Here is an 8,133-nt window from a genome sequence, read left to right on the forward strand (position 1 = left end):
GGATTCATCAACTCGATTTTGCCTTCCTCATCAAAACTTAACAGCGAAATGCCCAGGTTTTCATTGAGCGTTTGTAAGTATTGGTAGTGTGACTCCTTTTCTAGTGTGATTTTCTGAAATTGGAGAAGCACTTCGTTAAAAACCTCATTTAAATGACCATGTGTACCTCCGTGGTTGGAGTCTTTAAAAAGGTTTGTAAACCCACCTTGCTTGATGGTAAGCAAGAATTGGCTGAGGTTTTTGTTGGTACGCTCTACATAGAAAATCAAGCTGAGCATAGTCAGGAGCAAAAACACAGAAACAACGAATGGCGTAAAAAACCAGTCTGTATTAAGTAAAACCCATGCTAACAAAAGTGATAGTGCTACAATGGCCACCACCCTTATCGTTACATTAATGCGAAAATTTTTCTGTAGTTTCATAATGATCCGCAATGAGCAACTAGCCCCTAGCTCCTAGCCCCTAGTTCCCAGCTCCTACCTTATTTAATCCCATATTTTTCCATTTTTCTATACAGCGTGGTGCGGCCTAGGCCCAGGGCTTTAGCAGCCTTGCTCATATTTCCCTGATGTTGTTTTATCGCTTCCTCAATCGTTTCTTTTTCTATTTCTTCCAGTTTAAGCGTGTCTTGCTTCTGCTTGATCCCGCTTGGTTTGAGCAAGAAATCTGTTGGTCGCAACACCACATCCTCAGCCATAATAACCGCTCGCTCAATCGCATGCTGCAACTCCCTCACATTACCCGGCCAGCTATGCTGCTTAAGAAACTCGATCGCATCATCATTAATGCTTAATGCCTTTCTATATTTTTGGTTAAATATGCTTAGATAATGGTTAGCCAATAAAGAAATATCTTCTAAGCGCTCTCGCAATGGAGGCACCACCACCTCCACAGTATTTATTCGATAAAGGAGATCTTCTCTAAATTTCTTCTCAGCTATCATTTGATGGATATTCTCATTAGTAGCCGCTATTATCCGGCAATCCGTTTTATGCGATTTATCGCTACCTACCGGGGTTATACTCTTTGACTGGATCGCACTTAGTAATTTGGCTTGCATCTCAAGACTCAAATTACCTATTTCGTCTAAAAACAAAGTGCCTCCATCGGCCATGACAAACCGACCAACACGATCTTCCTTTGCGTCAGTAAATGCGCCCTTTTTATGACCAAAAAGTTCTGACTCAAACAAACTATGAGAAATTGAGCCCAGGTCTACTTTTACAAATACCTCATCAGCCCTTTTTGACCTTTGATGAATTGCTTTTGCTACTAATTCTTTCCCCGTTCCATTTTCACCTAATATGAGAATGTTAGCATCTGTTTCCGATACTTTATCGATAGTGTAAAATATCTCTTTCATAGCCACAGAGCTGCCGACTATATCATGGTCTGCCTGAGTGAGCATCTCCTTCATTTGATTTTGCTTATGCTTAAGAGTCGATAACTCTTTTTTGGATTGACTATGATTGAATGCTGACAGAATAGTAGCTTGAAATTTTTCGTTTTCCCATGGCTTTACTATGAAATCCGCAGCTCCTACTTTCATAGCCTCTACGGCCAATTTTAGATCACCATAAGCTGTCATCATCACTACCTGTTGGTCGGGTATAGTGTCAATTATTCGTTTAAGCCAAAATAAGCCTTCCTTACCGCTGGTAGCCCCTGCGGTATAGTTCATGTCGAGGAGTATGACATCGTATTGATTATTGCTAATGAGATACGAGAGTTGTTCAGGGTTGCTTTCTGTAATTATTTTACTAAAAACAGGCTTGAGCACTATCTTCGCTGAGTGCAAAACATCTCGATCATCATCTATTACTAATATATTTGCCTGAGTCTTTTGCATTGCAGCCAAGATACTAAAATGTTTCACAACGAAACACATTATTGTTCCGTTGTGAAACACTTTAAATAGCGGTTTTAAAATTAAACTGCTTCAAACGCATTATAATGCTATATTCATAAACTGGCACTCATTTGGGAATAACAATTACTCAAACGCCAAAAACAACAACCGATGATCAAGAATTACCTCAAAATAGCATTGCGTAATCTGCTTAAAAGTAAAGTGCATACCGTCATAAATATTACTGGTCTGGCTGTAGGCCTTACATCTGTAGTATTAATCAGCCTATATGTACAAGACGAGACCAGTTTTGACCAGTTTCATGAAAATGCCGATGATATTTATCGCATAGCCTGGTGGTCGGAACAACCACAAACTCGTACACCTCACCCCATGGCTCAGGCGCTCGTGCGTGATTTCCCTCAGGTAGAATCTGCTGTATCTTTATCTCCATTGTGGGGTCCGGGCCTTACTAAGCAGATGTTCTCTGTTAAAAATCCTGAAAATGACATCACCTTCGATGAAGATGGCATTTTGAGTGTAGACAGCACATTTTTTGAAGTGTTTTCATTTAAACTCACAAAAGGGGACCCTAAAAAAGTGTTGAGAAGTTTTGGCGGTCTGCTCATATCCGAATCGACTGCCAAAAAGTATTTTGGGGATGATGACCCTATCGGTAAGCAACTAGCCATAAATAATGACGAAACTTTAGTATTCGTAGAAGGTGTGTTTGAGGACGTGCCTAAAAACTCTCATTTTCATTTTGATGCGCTTGTGTCTTATGTAACTCAAAAAGTAATTGAAGACGGTGCAAGCCCTTATTATACCTGGGCCGACTTTGGTCATTTTAATTATATAAAACTAGCACCTGGAAGTGACCCTGACTTGCTGGAAAATCAATTGATGAAGTGGGCCTCGGGATATGTAGAGGTCTCAGAAGAAGACATGAGACGAGCAATAGACGCTGGCATGCATTTCAAGCTACAGAGACTCACAGATATACATCTAAAATCAAACATAAGGTGGGAGCTGGAATCCAATGGAAATGTAGACTATATCTATATCATGACAGCGGCCGCTTTACTCATTCTCATAATAGCATGCGTCAATTTTATGAACCTTACCACCGCGAGATCGACAGAGCGCTCTAAAGAAATTGGTATAAGAAAGTCTATGGGTGCATATAAAAATCAATTGAGCTTTCAGTTTTTAAGCGAATCTGTACTTACTGCACTCATTGCAATGGTTTTGGCAGGGCTTCTCGCTGAAGTTTGTCTTCCATTATTTAACTATATCACCGATAAGGACCTGTCCATAGACTATTTGCAAAAGCCGGAGCTTACAGCAATACTATTGGGCAGCACAATTTTAACCGGACTCATTTCCGGCCTATATCCTTCATTGTTTCTTTCTTCTATAAACCCGGTGAGTAGTCTAAAAGGTATTGATAAGGTTAAACCCAAAGGCGCCACTTTTAGAAAGTCACTAATCATCTTTCAATTCGTGATTTCGATGGTATTGCTTACCGGTAGCCTTGTAATTTATAATCAGTTACAATTTATAAAAAACAAAGACCTGGGGTTTGATAAGGACAGGGTGGTAATCGTGCCCCTTAAAAATTATGACCTGATAGGGGATTTTACCTCGCTTAAAACAGAGCTACTCAAGATCAATGGAATTGAATCTGTTTCAGCCTCTTCAAATGTACCGGGTAAGCAGTTTAACCAAAACTCAATCGCCAGGGCTGACGACCCTCAGGCCAGCATCGGCAGCTCCGAAGTGATGGTGGATTATAATTTTTTTGAAACACTTGGTATTGAAATACTGGCCGGGAGGGCATTTTCTAAAGATTTTCCCACAGACTCTGTAGCCTTTATTATTAATGAAACGGCTGCTCGTAATCTACAGCTTGCAGAGCCTGTAGGTGAAGAAATAGTTTGGTCGTGGGACAACAATGGCAGACCTCCGTTGAAAGGAACAATCGTAGGAGTCGCCAGAGATTTTAATTACAGTTCTTTACACCAACCTGTGAGACCATTGCTATTTTCACTTCGCCCTGCCTACAACGATGTAATCATAAAAGTAAAAGGCGCTGATTTTACAGAAACGCTGGCCGAAATTAAATCCGTATGGTCACAATTTGAAGATCGGTTTGTGTTTGAATACTCGCTCTTAGCAGACGATATGGGCCAGCAATATAGTGGAGACCAAAAGACTGCTGATGTTTTTTCAAGTTTTGCGGCTATCGCCATTTTCATCGCATGTTTTGGTCTTTTCGGCATAGCATCGCTTAGCTACAGCCAACGATTAAAAGAAGTTGGCATTCGTAAAGCCCTTGGTGCAAGTGAGCTCAAAATTCTTGGCCTTTTACTGAAGGATTTTACCAGGCTCATAATCGTTTCTATACTTATTGCTGCTCCGGTTGCCTGGCTTGTAATGCATAGCTGGTTAGAAAATTTCACTTATCGCGTCAATCTTTCTATCGGCTACTTTCTCATTGCCGGGCTAGTGCTCATCGGTGTAGCATTGCTTACCATCTTGTACCTCAGCATCAAGACCGCCAATATCAACCCTGTAGAAACTTTGAAAGAACAATAAGCTCAAAACAACAACACCATGATTCATAATTATTTAAAAATAGCGCTACGGACCATCCGTAGAAAAACAGGCTACTCCATTATAAATGTTGTAGGGCTTGCTTCGGGTCTTCTTTGTGTAGTTTTTATTCTCAACTGGGTTATAGACGAACTCAGTTACGACAAGCATATTCCCAATAACAACAATATTTATCGAGTAGTCGCTGAAGCGGGAACTGGCTCAGATCGATGGCATCAATCAGTAACGAGCCTACCCCTGGGTGGTGCCATGGTAGACATGTTTCCGGAGGTAAAAACCAGAGTAAGGCTTGATAAAAACAATGCGCTGGTCGAAAATGGAGACCTTCGATTCGTAGAGCAGTACATCATTCTTACTGATCCTGAATTTTTTGATGTATTTGGTTATCACCTTTTAAGTGGCAACGAAAAAACCGCCCTTTCTGCTCCATATCAGATAGTACTCACGGAGACAATGGCAAATAAGTATTTCGGAAAAGAAAACCCGATTGGTAAGACATTGAAGATATTTCAGTACGACCCGGATGGAAATGGAGTGGATTATGAAGTCACTGGTGTAATAGCTGACCCTCCGAAAACGTCACACTTTACTTTTAATTTTTTGGCTTCGATCAGCACCATTGAAAGTGTAAGTCCCGAGGCCATGGAAGTGTGGGGGAACAACAGTTATCATACCTATGTGGTATTGCAAGATGGTAGTTCTGCAAAAAAACTAGAAGCAAAACTGCCTAAGATGGTAAATGAGCATCTCGGAGAGACAATAGCAGAGTATGATCTATACTTTAGGTTTTACCTACAACCCATTACAGATATTTATCTTCATAGCGATTTACAGTATGAGTTTTTGGGCAATGGCAGTATTGAGTATGTATGGATTTTCTCTGCGGTAGGTATATTCATCCTGATTTTAGCTTGCATTAATTACATCAATCTATCTACCTCATTTTCTCTAGATCGGGCCAAAGAAATTGGAGTAAGAAAAGTTTTGGGTGCCTATAAAGGGCAGTTGATAAAGCAACACCTTACGGAGACCTTAGTGCTTACATGTATTGCCATGGTTTGTGCGGGTTTACTGGTAGAGTTGCTAAAACCATTTTTCTTTGAGCTGACGGGTAAAACACACCTTGAGTTTGATCGCATAACCTTGTCATTACAGTTATTGCTGATATGCATTCCTCTAGGTTTGATTTCTGGCTACTTTCCAGCCTATTTGCTGGCCAATGTAAAAACTACCAATTCCCTAAAGGGTAAAATACAGGCTAGCGACAAAAGCCAGTTGCGGAAAGCACTAGTTACATTTCAATTTGCTGTCACAATGGTCATCCTGGTTGGCTTAGTTGTAGTCAAACAACAACTAAACTTTGTACAAACCAAGGATCTGGGGTACGACAAATCCAATCTGCTGGTACTTCGAGTAAATGGCAATTCTGATGTTATCAATGGCTATCAACCATTTATCAATACCCTTAAAAGCTCAACAGAACTGATCGATGCTGCCAGATCAGGCTCAATGATAACCGGTGGTTTGGGTAACTCCAATATGAATTACACCCTACCTAATGGCGACAAGCATTTTCTTAAAATGTATCGCCTGCCGGTAGACTATGATTACATACAAACCTATAAAATGACGCTTTTAGCGGGTCGTAATTTCGATGAAGCAATAGCATCAGATACGACTCAGGCTTTTATCCTCAATGAAGCTGCCGTTGCTGCTTTCGGCTGGAGTATGGAAGAGGCGCTGGGAAAAGAGGTGAGCTACATTGGTCGTGAAGGGCGAATCGTTGGTGTGGTTAAGAACTTCCATTTTAACTCTTTACACCATGCCATCGAGCCGTTGTGTATGTTTTTAAATGGTTCCGGGTTCTCAAGGATTACACTTAGAGGTCAAAACCCACAAGAATTATTAAATACTACTACAGCGGCCTGGAAGGCTCATTTTCCCGGTGCCGTGTTTGATTTTACTTTTCAGGATGAGGCTTTGTTTAGCTCATATGAAAATGACCAGCGATTTGGTACAATTTTCAACTCATTTTCAATCCTATCCATTCTCATTGCTTTTCTAGGTCTTTTCGGGCTCATCGGCTACACCGTGCATCGTAAAACCAAGGAAATAGGAGTTAGAAAAGTACTGGGGGCAACCTCGTTACAAATTGTAAATATGATCGCTCATAATTTTCTAAAGCTTATAATTATAGCCTCCGTAATTGCCATTCCATTCGGTTGGTACCTCATGAATTCATGGCTCAAAGATTTTAGCTATAGAATCGAAATCAGTCCGTGGCATTTTATAGTTGCTGCCGTCACATTAATAGCTGCTGCATTACTTATCATTTGTATACAAACAATCAAGCCATCTATGGCCAGCCCGGCTAATACACTCAAAGAAGAATAATATGTTTAAAAACTATATAAAAATAGCCTACAGGAGCCTCGCTAAAAACTATGGCTTCACCCTGATTAATATCTTTGGGCTCACTTTCGGTATCACCTGCTTTATATTTATTGCCAACTGGGCCTGGAACGAATACAACTACGATCAATTTCATGCTAAAAGCGATCGCATATATAAGGTGCTCACTGAAATGGGTGTAAATGCAGAGAGTACCATCGTACCTTATGCGCCTTCTTCGTTGACTCAACTACTAAAAGAAAATGTGCCTGAGATCGCAAATATAACACGTGTTTTTCCTCGTGAGGTGGTGTTTGAAAATAACGGCCTAAGGATTACTGAAAATGGCATTTACGCAGACCCATCATTTTTAGACATTTTCAGTTTCTCATTGACAGAGGGTAATGCTGAGGCGATTTTCTCAAAGCCTAACACTGTAGTTATCTCATCTGCCCTAGCTGAAAAATACTTTCGAGGTGAGTCTGCATTGGGGCAAACGATCAATGTTACTTACAAAGACAAAGAGCCATATGTGGTGACTGGTGTTCTCAACGAAAATCCGAATAACTCTTCACTTCAGTTTGATTTCATATTGCCTTATCAACCTTTTGAAGATAAACACAGGCCCTGGTGGAAGGGAACCAATAAGTATTCATTTTCTAACTATAACGTAGAAGTATACCTCGAGCTGGTAGGTGATACAGACGTGAAGCATATGAACACAAAGCTGACAAACGTGCTTGCGGCTCATAGTATTGCTCCCGGAGAAGACGCACTTTTTACGTTTCCATTTACCTCGTATTATCTGAATGACGACTTCAGTGATGGAAGAGTGCCTACCGGAAAGAGTAAATATATAAAGCTATTATCTCTTGTGGCATTCCTGATCTTGCTCATAGCCTGTATCAATTTTATAAATCTATACACCGCCATGATGAGCAATCGGGTAAAGGAAATCGGTTTGAGAAAAGTGGTTGGTGCGAGAAAGAACCAGGTGGTTTTTCAGTTTCTGGCTGAATCTGTTTTGATTTCTGTCATATCAACACTTTTAGCAATCACTTTTGTAGAAGTTTTATCTCCAGCTTTTGAATTACTGAGTCAGAAGGAGGTCTCTCTTCCATACACCTCCCCAATTTTTCTTCTGCTATTGTTTGGTGGAAGTATATTCATTGGTGTAATGGCCGGCTTATATCCTTCTCTACAATTTTCTTCCGCAGACCTGATTACAGAAGTAAAAACGGGAGCGTCTGCTACCTTGAGAAAATATCTGGTTGTAG

At 40.5% G+C, this 8,133-nt stretch carries 4 protein-coding genes and 1 pseudogene; 3 read left to right on the forward strand and 2 right to left on the reverse strand.

Going from position 1 to position 8,133, the window contains the following annotated elements; translation table 11 throughout:
- Positions 1 to 422: pseudogene (locus E1176_RS10020) on the reverse strand (ATP-binding protein); the annotation flags it as partial.
- Between the two features lie 59 nt (positions 423 to 481).
- Positions 482 to 1,849 carry a sigma-54-dependent transcriptional regulator gene (locus tag E1176_RS10025; protein ID WP_155210479.1) on the reverse strand — a complete coding sequence of 456 codons (1,368 nt, stop codon included), beginning with the start codon at positions 1,847 to 1,849 and terminating at the stop codon, positions 482 to 484.
- Positions 1,850 to 2,020: 171 nt separating this feature from the next.
- On the opposite strand from E1176_RS10025, the gene E1176_RS10030 reads away from it, so the two are divergent.
- The 3 genes from E1176_RS10030 to E1176_RS10040 all read left to right on the forward strand — a co-directional run.
- The gene (locus tag E1176_RS10030; protein ID WP_155210476.1) at positions 2,021 to 4,447 is read left to right on the forward strand and encodes an ABC transporter permease; all 2,427 of its coding nucleotides are present in this window, start codon (positions 2,021 to 2,023) and stop codon (positions 4,445 to 4,447) included.
- A gap of 18 nt (positions 4,448 to 4,465) precedes the next feature.
- On the forward strand, positions 4,466 to 6,859 hold the full coding sequence (locus tag E1176_RS10035; RefSeq protein ID WP_155210477.1) for an ABC transporter permease: 2,394 nt from the start codon (positions 4,466 to 4,468) through the stop codon (positions 6,857 to 6,859).
- 1 nt (position 6,860) lies between these two features.
- On the forward strand, positions 6,861 to 8,133 hold a 1,273-nt coding region (locus E1176_RS10040; RefSeq protein WP_155210478.1), incomplete at its 3' end, for an ABC transporter permease.

Source organism: Fulvivirga aurantia, from assembly GCF_009711475.1.
Lineage (GTDB): Bacteria > Bacteroidota > Bacteroidia > Cytophagales > Cyclobacteriaceae > Fulvivirga > Fulvivirga aurantia.

Bases quoted from the DNA above. Each gene is read 5' to 3' on its own strand.
- E1176_RS10025 (WP_155210479.1), bottom strand. From the start codon at position 1,849: ATGCAAAAGACTCAGGCAAATATATTAGTAATAGATGATGATCGAGAT.
- E1176_RS10030 (WP_155210476.1), top strand. From the start codon at position 2,021: ATGATCAAGAATTACCTCAAAATAGCATTGCGTAATCTGCTTAAAAGT.
- E1176_RS10035 (WP_155210477.1), top strand. From the start codon at position 4,466: ATGATTCATAATTATTTAAAAATAGCGCTACGGACCATCCGTAGAAAA.